Below are 16,883 nucleotides of genomic sequence, written 5' to 3' on the forward strand. Positions count from 1 at the left end.
TCAGACCCCGTGGCTTGTTTATCGGCCTGACATTGGTGTGTCTGCTGGCGATCTGGCTGTCGCTGGCGCTGGGGCCGGTGAGCCTGCCGTTGTTCGATACCTTGCGCGCGGCGCTGCGTCTGATCGGCGTGCCATTGGCGCCGCAAGGATTGGAGCAGGCTGAGCTGATTCTCGGCCAGATCCGCCTGCCGCGAACCTTGCTCGGGTTGGCGGTCGGAGGCGTGCTGGCGCTGTCCGGGGTGGCGATGCAGGGCTTGTTTCGTAATCCGCTGGCCGATCCGGGGCTGGTCGGGGTGTCCAGTGGCGCGGCACTCGGCGCAGCGATTGCGATTGTCGGCGGATCGTTCTTTGGCGGCCTGCCGGAGTGGTTCGGGCCGTATCTGTTGTCGGTGTGTGCGTTTCTTGGCGGGCTCGGAGTGACGGCGCTGGTCTATCGGCTGGGCCGGCGCAACGGTCAGACGCATGTGGCGACCATGTTGTTGGCCGGTATCGCGCTGACGGCGCTGGCCAGTTCGGCGGTCGGTCTGTTCACTTATCTGGCCGATGACGCCACGCTGCGCACCCTGACCTTCTGGAACCTCGGCAGCCTTAATGGCGCCAGTTACGCGCGGCTGTGGCCACTGCTGATCATCTCCATCGGCGTCGCGCTGTGGCTGCCGCGTCGGGCCAAGGCATTGAATGCCTTGTTGCTCGGCGAATCCGAGGCCGGTCATCTGGGCATCAATGTCGAACGGCTCAAGCGCGAACTGGTGTTCTGCACCGCGCTGGGTGTCGGCGCGGCGGTGGCTGCGGCTGGCATGATCGGTTTTGTCGGGCTGGTGGTCCCGCACTTGGTGCGCCTGCTGGCCGGCCCCGATCACAAAGTTCTGTTGCCGGCCTCTGTTCTGGCGGGTGCGAGCCTGTTGTTGCTGGCCGATCTGGTGGCGCGCCTGGCGTTGGCGCCGGCGGAGTTGCCGATCGGCATTGTCACCGCGTTCATCGGCGCGCCGTTCTTTCTTTATCTGCTGCTGCGAGGGCGTGCCTGATGTTGTCTGCGCACAATGTGCATGTCCGCCGTGGCCGCAAGGCTGTGCTCAGCGGGGTCACGCTGCAACTCGAGCCAGGTGAAGTGCTTGGCGTGCTGGGGCCGAACGGCGCCGGGAAAAGCACGTTGCTTGGTGCATTGTGTGGTGAGTTGCTCGCCAGTGACGGCGACGTCTCGCTGGATGGTCAGGCGTTGAGTCACTGGAGCGGACCGCAACGGGCGCAACGACTGGCGGTGTTGCCGCAGGTTTCGACACTGGACTTTGCCTTCGCCGTCGAAGAGGTCGTCGGCATGGGCCGTTTGCCTTACCAGACCGGGCGCGTGCGTGACGACGAGATTGTCGCGGCGGCGCTGGCCGCCGCCGATGCCGGTCACCTGAGTGGGCGCAGTTATCTGGCATTGTCCGGTGGCGAGCGTCAGCGCGTGCACCTGGCGCGGGTACTGGCGCAGCTGTGGCCGGGGCAGGCAGGGCAAGTCTTGTTGCTCGACGAACCGACGTCGATGCTCGATCCGCTGCATCAGCACACCACGTTGCAAGCGGTGCGCGAGTTCGCCGATCGCGGCGCGGCAGTGCTGGTGATCCTGCATGATCTGAATCTGGCAGCACGCTATTGTGATCGGGTGCTGTTGCTGGAGGACGGCCGTCCGGTTGCGCTGGATACCCCGCGGCAGGTGCTGCGTCCGGACACGCTCAAAGCGGTGTTCGGCCTGGAGGTTTTGGTACAGCCGCACCCGGAGCGTGGGCATCCGCTGATCATCGCCCGCTGAATTCGTCATCGAGGTGTCGCATGCGTGGAATGTGGTGGTTGGCGCTGATGTTGCTTGCGGGGTGTCAGCACATGGCGGCTCCGCCGGTGAGCGGTGAGATCCGTGATCTGCGCAACGGCGAGGTGCTAAGCGCGCAGCAATTACTGACGCGTCTGGCTGAGCCGGAGCGCTTGATCATGGGTGAACAGCACGACAATGCCGATCATCATGCGGCGCAGTTGTGGCTTTTGCAGGCGCTCGGCGAGCAACGAGCGCAAGGCAGTCTGCTATTGGAAATGCTCACGCCGGATCAACAAGCGAAAGTCGATGCGTTGCGCCAGTCGAAATCCGTTCCGGCAGATCTGCCTGCTGCATTGGCCTGGCAGGATGGCTGGGACTGGAATCTCTACGGGCCGATCGTGCGCTTCGCCCTGACGCAGCCGTATCCGCTGCTGGCGGCCAATCTTGACGACAGCGAAACCCGCGCGTTCTACCACAATCCACCGGCTCTGAACGGTCCGCGCAGCAATTCGCTTTCGGTTAAAAAAACTTTGCTTGGGCAAATCAGTGAGTCTCACTGCGGCTTGCTGCCTGAATCACAGATGCCGGCAATGTTGGCGATCCAGCAGCAGCGTGATCGACGGATGGCCGAAAGCATGCTGGCGGCGCCGATGCCTACGATCCTGCTGGCCGGTGCGTGGCATGCGCGCAAAGATGTTGGTGTGCCGCTGCATGTGCAGGATCTCGGCGCTGGCGAGGCACCGACCGTGTTGATGCTGGCCGAGCAGGGCGATGCGGTAACGCCGGCGATGGCCGATTACGTCTGGTACACGCCGGCCACGCCGAAGCCGGATTATTGCGAACAGATGCGCAAGCAATTCGCCAAATGACTTTTCCACAGGCAAAAAAAGACCCGGTAAAAACCGGGTCAAATAACCGTGATTAGCCTGATGAGGAGATAATCTGAGAGTCCGAACCAAGGGCTTTTCAGAATATCGACTGATCTCGCGACCAGTTGTGATAATCATAGCGATTCTCATTACCGCGTCAACCGCTGTTTTTGCAAATCTGTAATTTAGTTTTACGAACGCCCGCGAAGCCCCGTGAAACAGGGGTTGGCACTAGTCGCGACGCATCGTCAATTGGGTGATCTGTCGATTCAACTGGCCGATACGTCGAGCCATACCTTCGATGAGGCTGTGCGCGATCTTTGGATTACTGCGGACCATGCTCAAAAATTGATCACCCGGAATCAACATCACCGTGCTCGGCTCTGACGTCACTACCGTGGCGTTGCGCGGCTCCCCAGTGAACAACGCCATCGCGCCGAAAATCTCGTCCCTGGGCACGTCGCCGACCTTGTGCCCGTCGACGAATGCCTCGGCGTGTCCATCGATCAGGACGAAGACATGGTCCGCCGAATCGCCCTGTTGGATCAGCATGGCGCCGGCCTCAACGCGTTTGAAGCCGTTGGTGCTGCGAAACTCGCGCGGTTTCAACTCCGCCACGGCGTGGGCAAGCAGCGCCATTTGCCCGAGCAAGTAGCTCAGAAACTGCTCCGTTCGGTCAGGCTCGGCATGCACATGCTGCAGAACTTCGCCACGCCGATAGGGCAGCAGGCGCAAGGCCCCGTCGCTGCACAAGCGGCAGTCGTTCCATTCTTCGCCCTGTTGCAGGCCGAGCAGATCACCTTCCTGCCAGTAGAACAGCGCGCGGCCCGCGACACAGCCATGCACAACGCCCTCGATCAGCATAAACAGCTGGTCGCCGGGCACCTGCGCAAACAGATTATCCGTTGCCTCCAGTTCGATGACGGGGGCGCATGGCGACAAATCCTGCAGCCACTGCCCAGGAATACTCTGCAAGCGATTGATCAATGCATCGGCATGGGCCGGTCGTTCACCGAGTAGATACATGGCGTCAGCGCCTGTTCAGTTCTTGTGGCGCGCAGAAATGGCTTCGAGCTGCTTGTTCAGGGCATCCTTGCGCTCGGTGGGGATGTCGTTCCAGTGCACATCCATCAACGCGCCTTCGATCGCATATAACAACACTTTCGATGCACGAAACCCCCGAGTACGCACGGCCCGATAGGCATCCACTGCACCGAGGCGACGCAAATCCGAGGCGCTGTGGATGCCCACGGCATGCAGCCATTGCGCCGACGTCTTGCCAAGATTTTTCAGGTGTTGCAGTTCATCATTCATCAAGCCTCCTTGCGACGGCCGAATGGTGCGTGGGCGAGCTTCTCAGGAGTGTAGCCATCAGTAGGAAAAGCGTGGTTGTTTGGTCGGATTCGACGCAAAAGCTTCTAAGAAAGGGTAATGAAATGCCTGCGAACGCAGGAAGACGGGAGGAAATGCAGAAACAAATGTGTGAGCGTGCTTGCTCACGAAGGCGGCGGGTCAATCACACAGAAGTGTCGACTGTCCCGACGCCTTCGCGGGCAAGCCCGCTCCCACAGGGAAAGGGCGTGGGTTCAGGGAGATTTGCGAATATCAGCGGGTGCGATAACGCAACCGCGTGCCAAAATTCATCGACATCAAGATCTCGTCGGCACTCAGCTCCGGCGGAAAGTACGCCCCGGAGATTTGCGCGTGGGCGAGGCTGGCGCCTTCGAGCGAGGCCTTGCGAAAGTCGATGCCGCGCAGATCGGCGGAGCGGAAATACGCATCGCGGAAATCCACGCCATCGGCGTTCAGTTCGCGCAGGTCGAGGCCACGGAAATCGCCGCCGACCATGTCGATCGGGCCATCCTGCGGGCGTTCCTTGTTGAAGCCTGCGACGTCATCTTTGTGCAGCAGGGCGTAAAGCGGAGTGTCGAGCAGTTTCGGCTGGCTCATGTCAGATCACCTGTTGGTTTTATGACGCCAGTATAGTGCCACTATTTGACGGCCGTGAAGCGAGCAAGGGCTTCACGGCCGAAATAGTTTTTTACAGGCCTGGCAGGCGCTGACGAATCTGCGCCACCACGGTGTCCAGCGTGCCGGATTCATTGGTCTGCACGCGTTTGCTACGCAGGATTTCCTCCGGCGTCAACGCTTCGCGATTGGCCTGTTGCGCTTCGATCACTGCCAGGGTGGCGTCGGACGGATCTTTCTGATCGGCCTGACGCATCGCCAGCCAGCTCTCGATGACTGCTTGCGGGGCGTTGCAGTCGAGGATCAGGAACGGCGTGCCGGTGGCTTCGGCAATCTTCGCGGCGTTGTCGCGCTGCTCACGCTTGAGATAGGTCGCGTCGATCACCACCGGGAAACCGGCGTGCAAAATCACCTCGGCGATCTCATGCAGGTGCGCGTACGTCGCGGCACTGGCATCGGCGCTGTAAATGCCGGCCTGCACCTCGTTGGCTACGGTCTGCTCACCGAAAAGACGCTTGCGCTCGACATCGGAACGTAGACGGATTGCGCCCAGCGCTTCGACCAGACGCATGGCCACATGGCTTTTACCGACAGCGGAAACGCCGTGGGTAATGGCCATGAAGCGCGAAGGAATGGTGCTGTAGCTTTCCGCCAGGTTGGCGTAGTTGCGGTACTGGCGCAGGGTCGTGGCGCGTTGCACCGCAGTCGCCTCCGCCGGCATGCTGAACAGCGCCACTTTGGCCCGTACCAGCGCGCGATAGGCTTTATAGAAGTTCAGCACTTCCAGGCCCTGATAGTCGCCGGTCAGTTCCAGATACTGGCTGATCAGGCGACGCGCCAACGATTTCAGGCCACGGTCTTCCAGGTCCATGGCGAGGAAACCGGTGTCGGCCCAAACGTCAGTGAATCGGAATGGCTCGTTGAACTCGATGCAGTCGAAGATCACCACGTTGCCGTCGATCACAGTGGCGTTGCCCAGGTGGATGTCGCCGTGGCATTCGCGGGTGAAACCTTGGGCCTTGCGCTGTGCGAACAATGGTTTGAGGCGTTCGAAGCTGCTTTCGGCCCAGGCTTTCAGCGCCTCGAGTTGCAGCAGGTCATTCTTGTCGCTGAGGAACGGCAGGATCTGCTCGAAGTTTTGCGCGACCGGCGCCATCACGCTATCTGGCGTGCCAGCGTCGTGCTCGGCCGGGACTTTCGGGGCGTTGAGATGGAAATGGGCGATCTGCTCGGCCAGCGCATCAATGTGCTGAGTGGTCAGCTCGCCATTGGCTTGCAGGGTGCTGAGCAAGCCGCTCTGCGGGAACTGGCGCATTTTCAGCACGTATTCGATAGCTGGGCCGTCGCCACCCAATTGCGGTGCTTCGACGCTGCCGGTGACCGGCAACACGTCCAGATACAAATCAGCGGTCAAACGCTGGTTCAAACGCAGCTCTTCCGCACAGAAATGTGCGCGTGCATCGAGGCTGGTGAAGTCGAGGAAGCCGAAATTCACCGGCTTTTTCACTTTATAGGCAAAGGGACCGGTGAGAATCACCCACGAAATGTGGGTTTCGATGACCTGAAATCCTTCGACGGGATGCGGGTAGAGGGCCGGGTTTTGCAGGGCAGCGATCAGGGACTGGCTCACGGGCGATCCTTCAGAGACGGGGGAATTCGAGGCGGCCATTATGGCTGCTTGCCCGCCTGACGCAAACCTCTGCGCGTGCCTGTTGAGGATCGATAAAGTGCGTATAATCCGCCGCCATGACTCGATCCCGATCCCCCCGTACCAAGAAAAAACCACCAGCCAAGGGCCTCAGCCCATGGTTGAGCTGGGCCATTAAACTCAGCCTGGTCGGCCTTGTAGTGCTGGCCGGCTTCGCCGTTTACCTCGATGCCGTGGTGCAGGAGAAATTCTCCGGCAAGCGCTGGACCATCCCGGCCAAGGTGTACGCGCGCCCGCTTGAGCTGTTCGTCGGGCAGAAGCTCAGCAAGGACGATTTCCTCACCGAACTCGATGCCCTCGGCTATCGCCGCGAAGCCGTGAGCAACGGCCCTGGCGCCGCTGCCGTGAGTGGCAATACGGTTGACCTGAACACCCGTGGCTTCCAGTTTTATGAAGGGCTGGAGAAAGCGCAGCCGGTGCGCGTGCGCTTCTCCGGCGATTACGTCGCCGAGCTGTCCGCGACCAATGGCTCTAAGCTGTCGGTGGTACGCCTCGAGCCGCTGATGATCGGCGGCATTTATCCGAAAAATCTTGAAGACCGCATCCTGATCAAACTCGATCAGGTGCCGCCGTACCTGCTCGAAACTCTGATCGCCGTTGAAGACCGCGATTTCTACAGCCACTGGGGCGTGTCGCCGAAATCGATCGCCCGCGCCGTGTGGATCAATACCTCCGGCGGCAAGATGACCCAGGGCGGCAGTACGCTGACCCAGCAGTTGGTGAAGAACTTCTACCTGACCAGCGAACGCAGCCTGACCCGCAAGCTCACCGAAGCGATGATGGCGTTGCTGCTCGAACTGCATTACGACAAGAAGGAAATTCTTGAGGCCTACCTCAACGAAGTCTTCGTCGGCCAGGACGGTCAGCGCGCGGTGCACGGTTTCGGTCTGGCCAGCCAGTTCTTCTTCGGCCAGCCATTGTCCGAGCTGAAACTGCATCAAGTGGCGTTGCTGGTCGGCATGGTCAAGGGGCCGTCCTACTACAACCCGCGTCGTAACCCGGAACGCGCGCTGGAACGGCGCAATCTGGTTCTCGACGTGCTGGCCCAGCAGGGCGTGGCAACCGCCGAACAGGTCGAAGCAGCGAAGAAAATGCCACTGGGTGTAACTACTCGCGGCAAGCTCGCCGACAGCTCGTTCCCGGGCTTTATCGATCTGGTCAAACGTCAGTTGCGCGAAGACTACCGCGACGAAGACTTGACCGAAGAAGGCCTGCGCATCTTCACCAGTTTCGACCCGATACTGCAGATGAAAGCCGAAGCCTCGGTCAACGACACCTTTAAACGCCTGTCCGGGCGCAAAGGCTCCGATGACGTCGAAGCGGCGATGGTCGTGACCAATCCGGAAACCGGTGAAGTCCAGGCGATGATCGGCAGCCGTCAGGCCAGTTACGCCGGTTTCAACCGTGCACTCGATGCGGTGCGCCCGATCGGTTCGTTGATCAAGCCGGCGGTGTACCTGACCGCGCTGGAGAAACCGAGCCAATACACGTTGACCAGTTGGCTGTCCGACGATCCGCTGTCGGTCAAAGGCGCTAACGGTCAGGTGTGGAAGCCGCAAAACTACGATCGACGCTCCCACGGTACGGTTTTCCTCTATCAGGGCCTGGCGCATTCGTACAACCTCTCGACCTCGCGTCTGGGCCTGGAAGTCGGTGTGCCGAACGTCCTCAAGACCCTCGGTCGTCTGGGCGTGACCCGTGAGTTCCCGGCGTTCCCATCGATGCTGCTGGGGGCTGGCGGCATGACGCCGATCGAAGTGGCGACCATGTACCAGACGCTGGCGAACGGCGGTTTCAATACGCCGATGCGCGGGATTCGCAGCGTATTGACCGCCGAGGGCGAGCCGCTCAAGCGGTATCCGTTCCAGATCGAGCAGCGTTTCGATCCGGCCTCCATCTACCTGATCCAGAACGCCATGCAGCGGGTGATGCGTGAAGGTACCGGCAGTTCGGTTTATAACGTGCTGCCCAAGACCCTGACGCTGGCGGGCAAGACCGGTACCAGTAACGATTCGCGTGACAGCTGGTTCGCCGGTTTCAGTCAGGATCTGCTGGCGGTGGTCTGGCTCGGTCGCGATGACAACGGCAAGACGCCGTTCACCGGGGCGACCGGTGCGCTGCAGGTCTGGACCAGTTTCATGCGCAAGGCCGATCCGCTGCCACTGGACATGCCGCAGCCCGACAACGTCGTGCAGGCCTGGGTCGATTCACGCACCGGACAGGGTTCCGATGCCAACTGCCCTGGCGCGGTACAGATGCCGTATATTCGCGGCAGCGAACCGCCACCCGGCGCCGCGTGCGCAAGCGAAACACCTGCCTCGCCGGAGTCGGTGATGGACTGGGTCAAGGGCTGGATGAATTAAGCAAAGAGGGTTTCAAGTGAACAAGTGGTTGATTCCAGCGGTGACCGCCGTGGCTTTGCTCAGCGGCTGCTCCACCGTACAGCGTGGTTCGATTCCGGTAGTGGATTCGGGCACAGCCGTTTCCAACAGCGAACGTATCGGTGCCAATGGCGGTTTCCGCCAGACCACGGTCAAGCGCCCGGCGCAGGGCCAGACTCAGGCGATTCCGCAAGGCGATACCGGCGTAGTGGTAATGGTGCCGGGCGGCGGTGCTGCGGTGTCGACACCGATCAGCTCTTCGCCTATCGTCCCGGGCCCAGCATCCGGAGGGATCACGTCGGGGCCTTACAACCCATCGGCGGTTGAGTCGGCACCGATCAACTCCGGCGGCTACAGCATGCCGTCGACACCAAGCGGCATTCCTTCGGCCAGCAGTGGTGGTGGTCTGTCGGCGGATGAGCAACTGGACGGCCCGGTACTCGCTCTTTTGACCACCGCGCAACAACAGCAGGCCGGCGGCGACCTCAACGGTGCCTCTTCCAGCCTGGAGCGAGCGCAACGTGTCGCCCCGCGTGAGCCGCAGGTGCTTTACCGTCTGGCGCAGGTGCGCATGGCCCAGGGGGATGCGCCGCAAGCCGAGCAGTTTGCCCGTCGTGCGCTGACCATGGCCAACGGTCGTCCGGATCTGCAAGCCAGCCTGTGGGAATTGATCGCTCAGGCCCGTGAGAAACAAGGTGATTCTGCCGGCGCCGCGCTTGCCCGTCAGAAGGCCAAGGTTTCCCTGTGATGGATGCGCGCTTTCCGAAAATCGCCGATCAGCTATTGCTGATCGAACGAGAGTTGCGCACCCAGGGCTGGTGGGATGAGGTTGAGCCATCGGTCGAAGCCCTGAGCAGTGTCGAGCCGTTTTCGGTCGACACGCTGGACTTCGAGCAGTGGCTGCAATGGATCTTCCTGCCGCGCATGAAGATGATCCTTGAGCAGGATCTGCCCTTGCCGAGCGCCTCCGGCATTCAGGAAATGGCGGAGATGGTTTTCGCCCAACGCAATCTCGGCGGCAAGGATCGTCAGTTGCAGGTACTGCTCAAAGAGTTCGACCTGCTGATCAGCGCGTCCCGCTGACCACAGTTGTAGGGGCTTTGTAGGAGCAGCCGAAGGCTGCGATCTTTTGATTTTAGACGAGCAGGATCAAAAGATCGCAGCCTCGTTGCACTCGTCAGCTCCTACTAGTTCCGACGTCGCGATTACGAGCAATTCTCGGCGATCTGCTTCTTCGCTTCGACGATGCGCTCCTGACGCTGCGCATCGTCGAGCCTGCGCAAATCCCCTTCGACCTCCTCACGCAAACGCGGATTGTTCTGCAGTTGCGCCAGGTTCGTGCGTGCTTGTTCGCAAAACGCCTTGAGCTGCGCCTGCTGCTCGGCGACCTGTTTCTTCACCTTCGCATCAATGGCTTTCTGATCGCCAAGTACGCCGCTACCCGGCATCGGCGCAGCTCTCGGCGTGGGCGAGGAGGGCGTCTGCACGGTCGTGGACGGTTGGCCCTGCGGCGGCTGCGCATCGAAATGCGTGACACCCTGAGCATCGACCCATTTGTAGATTTGAGCGGCCGAGCACCATGGGCTGAGGCCGATCAGCAGAGTGAGGAGGAGCGTTCGCATGCTGATTCCTTGGCAAAATTGCGCAATTGACGCTAACAGAGTAGCGCTTTTCAGGTTTTTTCTTGCGTTCTCATGTGCTTACCCACAATTAACCACACAGACGACTTGACTTGCAGAGGGCGAAACAGAAGAATCCAAAGTCCGCTGTAGAGGGACTGCCAGAAGCAGACCCACTCGGTAGATCATGAGGCGCACATCCGCGCCGACCTGTTACACCCGCAACGCGTTACCTCGCGCTGGGTGGGAAAGGCCCGCAACACTTGGGACGATCCCAATACTTGCTCAGTCAGTGCTGACGTAGTCGGCGACCACCGTCGCTCATGCTCTGCCGAGAAGTAAACCTATTAAGACCCGCCCCTTTTTTGTGGACGGTATTCTGGCGTTTTAGAGGTGAACAACGTGGAGCTTTTATCTGGCGGTGAGATGCTCGTCCGCTTTTTGCGTGACGAAGGCGTCAAATATATCTACGGGTACCCAGGCGGTGCTCTCCTGCATGTTTACGATGCCCTGTTCAAAGAACCGGAAGTGACCCACATCCTGGTTCGTCACGAACAAGCGGCTACCCATATGGCTGACGGCTACGCCCGTGCCACCGGTAAAGCCGGCGTGGTATTGGTGACTTCCGGTCCAGGCGCCACAAACGCCATCACCGGTATCGCCACCGCCTATATGGACTCGATTCCGATGGTGATTATTTCCGGTCAGGTGCCAAGCACCATGGTCGGCACCGACGCGTTCCAGGAAACCGACATGATCGGCATCTCCCGGCCGATCGTGAAGCACAGCTTCATGATCAAGCACGCTTCGGAAATCCCGGAAGTCATGAAGAAGGCCTTCTACCTGGCGCAATCCGGTCGTCCGGGCCCGGTCGTTGTCGACATCCCGAAAGACATGACCAACCCGGCCGAAAAGTTCGAATACGTTTTTCCGAAAAAAGCCAAGCTGCGCTCCTACAGCCCGGCCGTTCGCGGTCACTCCGGGCAGATCCGCAAAGCAGCGGAAATGTTGTTGGCGGCCAAGCGCCCGGTGCTGTACTCCGGCGGCGGCGTGATTCTCGGCAATGGCTCCGCGCAACTGACCGAACTGGCGAAAATGCTCAACCTGCCGGTAACCAACACGTTGATGGGCCTGGGTGCCTTCCCAGGCACTGACCGTCAGTTCATCGGCATGCTCGGCATGCACGGCAGCTACACCGCCAACCTGGCAATGCACCATGCCGACGTGATCCTCGCAGTGGGCGCACGCTTCGACGATCGGGTGATCAACGGCCCGGCAAAGTTCTGCCCGAACGCCAAGATCATCCATATCGACATCGACCCGGCGTCGATCTCCAAGACCATCAAGGCCGACGTGCCAATCGTTGGCCCGGTCGAAAGTGTCCTGACCGAAATGGTCGCGATCCTCAAGGAAATCGGCGAGACCCCGAACAAAGAGTCCGTAGCCAGCTGGTGGAAGCAGGTCGATGAATGGCGTGGCGATCGCGGCCTGTTCCCTTATGAAAAGGGTGACGGCAGCAAGATCAAGCCGCAGACCGTGATCGAAACCCTCTGCGAAGTGACCAAGGGCGACGCCTTTGTGACCTCCGACGTCGGTCAGCACCAGATGTTCGCTGCGCAGTACTACACGTTCAACAAGCCTAACCGCTGGATCAACTCCGGTGGTCTGGGCACGATGGGCTTCGGTCTGCCAGCAGCGATGGGCATCAAACTGAGCTTCCCGGACGACGACGTTGCCTGCGTCACCGGCGAAGGCAGTATCCAGATGAACATCCAGGAGCTGTCGACCTGCCTGCAATACGGCTTGCCGGTGAAGATCGTCATCCTCAACAACGGTGTGCTGGGCATGGTTCGCCAGTGGCAGGACATGAGCTACGGCAGCCGTCACTCGCACTCCTATATGGAATCGCTGCCTGACTTCATCAAACTGGCTGAAGCCTACGGCCACGTCGGCGTACGCATCACCGAATCGAAAGATTTGAAGTCGAAGATGGCCGAAGCGTTTGCGATGAAGGATCGCTTGGTGATCATCGATGTTGCGGTCGACACCAGCGAGCACGTCTACCCGATGCAGATCAAAGACGGCTCCATGCGCGATATGTGGCTGAGCAAGACGGAGCGTACTTAATCATGCGGCACATTATTTCCCTGCTTCTGGAAAACGAACCCGGCGCTCTGTCTCGAGTAGTCGGCCTGTTCTCGCAGCGCAACTACAACATCGAAAGCCTGACCGTGGCCCCGACCGAAGACCCGACCCTGTCGCGTCTGACGCTGACCACCGTGGGCCACGATGAAGTGATCGAGCAGATCACCAAAAACCTGAACAAGCTGATCGAAGTGGTCAAGCTGGTGGACCTGTCGGAAAGCGCTCACATCGAGCGTGAACTGATGCTGGTCAAGGTCAAGGCCACTGGCGCCCAGCGCGCCGAGATCAAACGCACCACCGATATCTACCGTGGACAGATCGTCGACGTCAGCGCCAGCGTGTATACCGTTCAATTGACCGGTACCAGCGACAAGCTCGACAGCTTCATTCAGTCCATCGGCACCGCATCGATTCTGGAGACCGTCCGCAGCGGCGTGACCGGCATTGCTCGCGGCGACAAAGTACTCAGCATCTAAACCAAATTAGCGCATGGCCTGAATGGCCGGATATAAGGGGAAATTCATGAAAGTTTTCTACGATAAAGACTGCGACCTGTCGATCATCCAGGGCAAGAAAGTTGCCATCATCGGTTACGGCTCCCAAGGCCACGCTCAAGCGTGCAACCTGAAAGACTCCGGTGTCGACGTTACCGTCGGTCTGCGTAAAGGTTCGGCGACCGTTGCCAAGGCTGAAGCCCACGGCCTGAAAGTGACCGACGTTGCTTCCGCTGTTGCCGCTGCCGACCTGGTCATGATCCTGACCCCGGACGAGTTCCAGTCGTCGCTGTACAAGAACGAAATCGAGCCGAACATCAAGAAAGGCGCCACTCTGGCCTTCTCCCACGGCTTCGCGATTCACTACAACCAGGTTGTTCCGCGTGCCGACCTCGACGTGATCATGATCGCGCCGAAAGCCCCGGGTCACACCGTGCGCTCCGAATTCGTCAAAGGCGGCGGTATCCCTGACCTGATCGCGATCTACCAGGACGCCTCGGGCAACGCCAAAAACGTTGCACTGTCCTACGCCGCTGGCGTCGGTGGTGGTCGTACCGGCATCATCGAAACCACCTTCAAGGACGAGACTGAAACCGACCTGTTCGGCGAACAAGCCGTTCTGTGTGGCGGTACCGTTGAACTGGTGAAAGCCGGTTTCGAAACTCTGGTTGAAGCTGGCTACGCGCCGGAAATGGCCTACTTCGAGTGCCTGCACGAACTGAAGCTGATCGTTGACCTCATGTACGAAGGCGGTATCGCCAACATGAACTACTCGATCTCCAACAACGCCGAGTACGGCGAGTACGTGACTGGCCCGGAAGTGATCAACGCCGAATCCCGTCAGGCCATGCGCAACGCCCTGAAACGTATTCAGGACGGCGAATACGCCAAAATGTTCATCAGCGAAGGCGCAACCGGCTACCCTTCGATGACCGCCAAGCGTCGTAACAACGCCGCTCACGGTATCGAAATCATCGGCGAGCAACTGCGCTCCATGATGCCGTGGATCGGTGCCAACAAGATCGTCGACAAAGCCAAGAACTAAGTCGTCGTCCCTTGTACGAAAAACGCGGCCTCGGCCGCGTTTTTTCGTTTGGGGCGGTGCTTCTGGTATAAAGCTGCATCGTTTGTGGCCGAACTGTCGTCCTCAAGCTTCTGTCGAATTTTATCCAAACCGTTGCAAGGTAATGTCCATGAGCGAACGTCCCGAAGAGCCGAACAAGGCTTCCGACGCCGAAAGCCTGCTGCCCATCGATGAGCACATCGAAGAAGGGCACGACGCTGAAGGTCGTAAAGTCCGGCATCGTGGTATCTATCTGCTGCCGAACCTGTTCACCACTGCAAACCTGTTTGCAGGCTTCTATTCCATCATCAATTCAATGAGTGCCCAGGCTGCGTTGAGCGCCGGGGATTCGGTGAATGCGAGCAAGTATTTCGCTTTCGCCGCGATCGCGATTTTCGTCGCCATGGTGCTCGACGGTCTTGATGGTCGCGTGGCGCGCATGACCAACACGCAAAGTGCCTTCGGCGCCGAGTACGACTCGTTGTCGGACATGGTCGCGTTCGGTGTTGCGCCGGCGTTGCTGGCGTTCGGCTGGGCGCTGGGTGATATGGGCAAGGTCGGCTGGATGGTCGCCTTCATCTATGTGGCGGGTGCGGCATTGCGTCTGGCGCGCTTCAACACTCAGGTCGGCACGGCGGACAAACGCTACTTCATCGGTCTGGCCAGCCCTGCGGCAGCAGGGGTAGTGGCCGGTATTGTCTGGGCATTCAGCGATTACGGCATTCAGGGTTCGAAGATGTCGTTCCTGGTGGCCTTGATGGTGGCGGCGGCCGGCATGCTGATGGTCAGCAACATCAAGTACAACAGCTTCAAGGAGCTGGATCTCAAAGGTCGCGTGCCGTTCGTGGCGATTCTGGCGGTGGTGTTGGTATTCGCTGTTGTATTCAGTGATCCGCCGCGCATTCTGCTGCTGGTGTTCCTCGCCTATGCCGCTTCCGGTCCGGTACAGTACCTGTTGCGTCTTCGTCGTCACAAAAACGCCGAGTGATGTAATTTCCCGCATACTCCGCAGTCTATGGGTGCACCTGTCCTCCAACGCTGCGGAGTTGTCATGTTGATCAAGATCCCCAAAGCATCCGACTGCCATGAGTCGGATGTCACGCCTGAAGCCATTTATCTCTCCCGTCGCCAATTGATCGGTGCTACCGCTGCCGGTATTGCCATGAGCAGCCTGCCGCGTTGGGCGAATGCCGCTGATGCCCCTCGCTACTCGGATGTCGAATCCGGCAAGGCCCCGGCCTGGTTCGCCGAAAAGCTTCCTTCTACTCAATGGGGTGCGGTCAACATCAAGGACGAGGCAATCACGCCCTATAAAGACGCCACGCACTACAACAACTTTTACGAGTTCGGTACCGGCAAGGGCGATCCGGCTTCGAACGCTGGCGACCTCAAAACCGAACCCTGGAGCGTAGTGATAGACGGGGAGGTGGGTAAACCGGGGCGTTACGCGCTGGAAGATTTCATGAAACCGTATCAATTGGAGGAGCGTATTTATCGTCTGCGCTGCGTCGAGGCGTGGTCGATGGTCATTCCCTGGATCGGCTTTCCCATCTCGGCCTTGCTCAAACAGGTCGAGCCGACCTCCAAAGCCAAATACATCCGCTTCGAAACCCTGCAGGATCCCAAGAGCATGCCCGGCCAGCGTTCCGGCTTTGCCTTGATCGACTGGCCGTATGTCGAAGGCTTGCGTCTCGATGAGGCGATGAATCCTTTGGCGATTCTGGCGGTGGGCATGTATGGGCGCGAACTGCCGAATCAGAATGGCGCGCCTTTACGTCTGGTGGTGCCATGGAAGTACGGCTTCAAAAGCGTGAAATCCATCGTGCGCATCAGTCTGGTCAGCGAACAACCGAAGACCACCTGGCAAAGCATTGCTGCCGACGAATATGGTTTCTATGCGAATGTGAACCCTGCGGTCGACCATCCGCGTTGGACCCAGGCACGCGAGCGGCGTCTGCCCAACAGCCTGTTCAAACCAAATGTGCGCGATACGCAGATGTTCAACGGCTACTCGGATGAAGTCGCTTCTTTATATACAGGACTCGATCTGCGGAAGAACTACTGATGCGCTATCCGTTCTGGCGAGTGGGCGTTTTCATTGCGGCGGCGATTTGGCCGTTGCTGTGGTTCTATCAGGCCTTCGCGGATCTGCTGGGGCCTGATCCGGGCAAGGTGCTGGTTGATCGTCTGGGGCTTGGCACGCTGGTGTTGCTGTTGATCACGCTGAGCATGACGCCGCTGCAAAAACTGAGTGGCTGGGCGGGGTGGGTTGCGGTTCGCCGGCAATTGGGACTTTGGTGTTTTACTTATGTGACGCTCCATCTGTTCAGCTATATGGCTTTTATCCTCGGGTTCGACTGGTCGCAACTGGGTGTTGAGCTACGCAAGCGGCCGTACATTATTGTCGGTGCGCTGGGATTTCTCGGCTTGCTGATATTGGCGGTGACGTCAAATCGTTATAGTCAGCGTCATTTGGGGGCTCGCTGGAAGAAGTTGCATCGCCTGGTTTATGTGATTCTCGGTCTGGGATTGCTGCACATGCTGTGGATCGTGCGGGCTGATCTTGAAGAGTGGACGATTTATGCCTTTATAGGCGCTGTGCTTTTGCTGCTTCGTCTGCCGCTGGTGGCAAGGCGAATCCCGCGTTTAATGGGTAAAAGGCAGAATCTTCAAGAAAAGCGAAATTAACGGTTGACGGCAGATTCCAGAGGTCTATAATTCGCCCCACTTCCGGCGCAGTCGAAACGGAAAACTCCTTGAGATTCAAAGAGTTATGCAGTTTTCGGCAGCGGCTTGCTTCAGATCATCGAAGCCTGGAAGGAGTTGAAAGGGCGGTGATGTTTG

17 protein-coding genes are annotated in these 16,883 nt (G+C 59.4%); 12 read left to right on the plus strand and 5 right to left on the minus strand.

The window, feature by feature from the left end:
- Positions 1-41 precede the first annotated feature (41 nt).
- Genes CXF97_RS07710 through CXF97_RS07720 form a run of 3 tightly spaced genes read left to right on the plus strand, consistent with a single transcriptional unit; the run spans position 42 to position 2,661 of the window.
- Entirely contained in the window at positions 42-1,025 is a 984-nt protein-coding gene (locus CXF97_RS07710) for an iron ABC transporter permease (RefSeq protein WP_178081163.1), read from the plus strand.
- A complete protein-coding gene (locus tag CXF97_RS07715; RefSeq protein WP_101157658.1) occupies positions 1,025-1,792 on the plus strand; it encodes a heme ABC transporter ATP-binding protein in 768 nt (255 codons plus the stop codon). The genes CXF97_RS07710 and CXF97_RS07715 overlap by 1 nt, the downstream gene beginning before the upstream one ends.
- Before the next feature lie 20 nt (positions 1,793-1,812).
- Positions 1,813-2,661, plus strand: a complete 849-nt coding sequence (locus CXF97_RS07720; RefSeq protein WP_101157660.1) for a ChaN family lipoprotein — start codon at positions 1,813-1,815, stop codon at positions 2,659-2,661.
- A gap of 231 nt (positions 2,662-2,892) precedes the next feature.
- Here CXF97_RS07720 and CXF97_RS07725 read toward each other — a convergent pair whose 3' ends face one another.
- The 4 genes from CXF97_RS07725 to CXF97_RS07740 form a co-directional block, all read right to left on the minus strand.
- Positions 2,893-3,687: a Crp/Fnr family transcriptional regulator gene (locus CXF97_RS07725; RefSeq protein ID WP_101157662.1), complete on the minus strand. Its 795-nt coding sequence runs from the start codon at positions 3,685-3,687 to the stop codon at positions 2,893-2,895.
- Positions 3,688-3,702: 15 nt separating this feature from the next.
- Complete coding sequence (locus CXF97_RS07730) at positions 3,703-3,975, minus strand: TfoX/Sxy family protein (protein WP_101157664.1); 273 nt, start codon at positions 3,973-3,975, stop codon at positions 3,703-3,705.
- Between the two features lie 291 nt (positions 3,976-4,266).
- A complete protein-coding gene (locus CXF97_RS07735; protein ID WP_039761605.1) occupies positions 4,267-4,611 on the minus strand; it encodes a pentapeptide repeat-containing protein in 345 nt (114 codons plus the stop codon).
- A 91-nt stretch (positions 4,612-4,702) separates the two neighbouring features.
- Positions 4,703-6,259, minus strand: a complete 1,557-nt coding sequence (locus tag CXF97_RS07740; RefSeq protein ID WP_101157666.1) for a bifunctional aminoglycoside phosphotransferase/ATP-binding protein — start codon at positions 6,257-6,259, stop codon at positions 4,703-4,705.
- 116 nt (positions 6,260-6,375) lie between these two features.
- On the opposite strand from CXF97_RS07740, the gene mrcB reads away from it, so the two are divergent.
- The 3 genes from mrcB to CXF97_RS07755 are packed head-to-tail and all read left to right on the plus strand — an operon-like array spanning position 6,376 to position 9,801.
- Entirely contained in the window at positions 6,376-8,700 is a 2,325-nt protein-coding gene (gene mrcB / locus CXF97_RS07745; protein WP_101157668.1) for a penicillin-binding protein 1B, read from the plus strand.
- A gap of 16 nt (positions 8,701-8,716) precedes the next feature.
- Positions 8,717-9,466: a tetratricopeptide repeat protein gene (locus CXF97_RS07750; protein ID WP_101157670.1), complete on the plus strand. Its 750-nt coding sequence runs from the start codon at positions 8,717-8,719 to the stop codon at positions 9,464-9,466.
- Positions 9,466-9,801 carry a YqcC family protein gene (locus tag CXF97_RS07755; protein WP_101157671.1) on the plus strand — a complete coding sequence of 112 codons (336 nt, stop codon included), beginning with the start codon at positions 9,466-9,468 and terminating at the stop codon, positions 9,799-9,801. The genes CXF97_RS07750 and CXF97_RS07755 overlap by 1 nt, the downstream gene beginning before the upstream one ends.
- 122 nt (positions 9,802-9,923) lie before the next feature.
- Here CXF97_RS07755 and CXF97_RS07760 read toward each other — a convergent pair whose 3' ends face one another.
- Positions 9,924-10,340, minus strand: a complete 417-nt coding sequence (locus CXF97_RS07760; RefSeq protein ID WP_101157673.1) for a DUF4124 domain-containing protein — start codon at positions 10,338-10,340, stop codon at positions 9,924-9,926.
- 399 nt (positions 10,341-10,739) lie between these two features.
- On the opposite strand from CXF97_RS07760, the gene CXF97_RS07765 reads away from it, so the two are divergent.
- The 6 genes from CXF97_RS07765 to msrQ all read left to right on the plus strand — a co-directional run bounded on the left by CXF97_RS07765 (position 10,740) and on the right by msrQ (position 16,727).
- The gene (locus CXF97_RS07765; protein ID WP_039761986.1) at positions 10,740-12,464 is read left to right on the plus strand and encodes an acetolactate synthase 3 large subunit; all 1,725 of its coding nucleotides are present in this window, start codon (positions 10,740-10,742) and stop codon (positions 12,462-12,464) included.
- Positions 12,465-12,466: 2 nt separating this feature from the next.
- Entirely contained in the window at positions 12,467-12,958 is a 492-nt protein-coding gene (gene ilvN, locus CXF97_RS07770; protein ID WP_003176102.1) for an acetolactate synthase small subunit, read from the plus strand.
- 46 nt (positions 12,959-13,004) lie between these two features.
- A complete protein-coding gene (gene ilvC / locus CXF97_RS07775) occupies positions 13,005-14,021 on the plus strand; it encodes a ketol-acid reductoisomerase (protein WP_003228216.1) in 1,017 nt (338 codons plus the stop codon).
- A gap of 148 nt (positions 14,022-14,169) precedes the next feature.
- Positions 14,170-15,027: a CDP-diacylglycerol--serine O-phosphatidyltransferase gene (gene pssA / locus CXF97_RS07780; RefSeq protein WP_016773182.1), complete on the plus strand. Its 858-nt coding sequence runs from the start codon at positions 14,170-14,172 to the stop codon at positions 15,025-15,027.
- 63 nt (positions 15,028-15,090) lie between these two features.
- Positions 15,091-16,104 carry a protein-methionine-sulfoxide reductase catalytic subunit MsrP gene (gene msrP / locus CXF97_RS07785; RefSeq protein WP_101157675.1) on the plus strand — a complete coding sequence of 338 codons (1,014 nt, stop codon included), beginning with the start codon at positions 15,091-15,093 and terminating at the stop codon, positions 16,102-16,104.
- Positions 16,104-16,727, plus strand: a complete 624-nt coding sequence (gene msrQ / locus CXF97_RS07790; protein ID WP_101157677.1) for a protein-methionine-sulfoxide reductase heme-binding subunit MsrQ — start codon at positions 16,104-16,106, stop codon at positions 16,725-16,727. Before msrP ends, msrQ begins: the two co-directional genes overlap by 1 nt.
- Positions 16,728-16,883: the final 156 nt, after the last annotated feature.

The sequence above is a fragment of the Pseudomonas sp. Choline-02u-1 genome, from assembly GCF_002836515.1.
In the GTDB taxonomy this organism is placed as follows: Bacteria; Pseudomonadota; Gammaproteobacteria; order Pseudomonadales; family Pseudomonadaceae; genus Aquipseudomonas.